The sequence below is a fragment of the Rhizobium ecuadorense genome (assembly GCF_001187535.1).
Taxonomy (GTDB): Bacteria; Pseudomonadota; Alphaproteobacteria; order Rhizobiales; family Rhizobiaceae; genus Rhizobium; species Rhizobium ecuadorense.
Genome location: NZ_LFIO01001692.1, coordinates 1 through 226, shown reverse-complemented (window position 1 = coordinate 226; position 226 = coordinate 1). Strand labels below are relative to the sequence as shown.

At 62.8% G+C, this 226-nt stretch carries 1 pseudogene; it reads left to right on the top strand.

The features are described from left to right. Positions 1 to 51 precede the first annotated feature (51 nt). Positions 52 to 226, top strand: a pseudogene (locus tag AF337_RS41275) (thiamine pyrophosphate-dependent enzyme); the annotation flags it as partial.

The following is a 226-nucleotide window of genomic DNA, read 5'->3' as shown; positions in this document are numbered from 1 at the left end:
CTCCCTAGCCTAGCAGGTTAGCAACTCTGCCGGCCCGTCCTTCTCCCCGAGCTGCGCGCCTTCGACGCCCGCATGCTGATGGCGCAGCGGCAGGGCAAGACCTCCTTCTATATGCAGCATCTCGGCGAAGAGGCCGTCAGCTGCGCCTTTCGCAAGGCGCTCGAGAAGGGAGACATGAATTTCCCGACCTATCGCCAGGCAGGCCTGCTGATTGCCGACGACTATC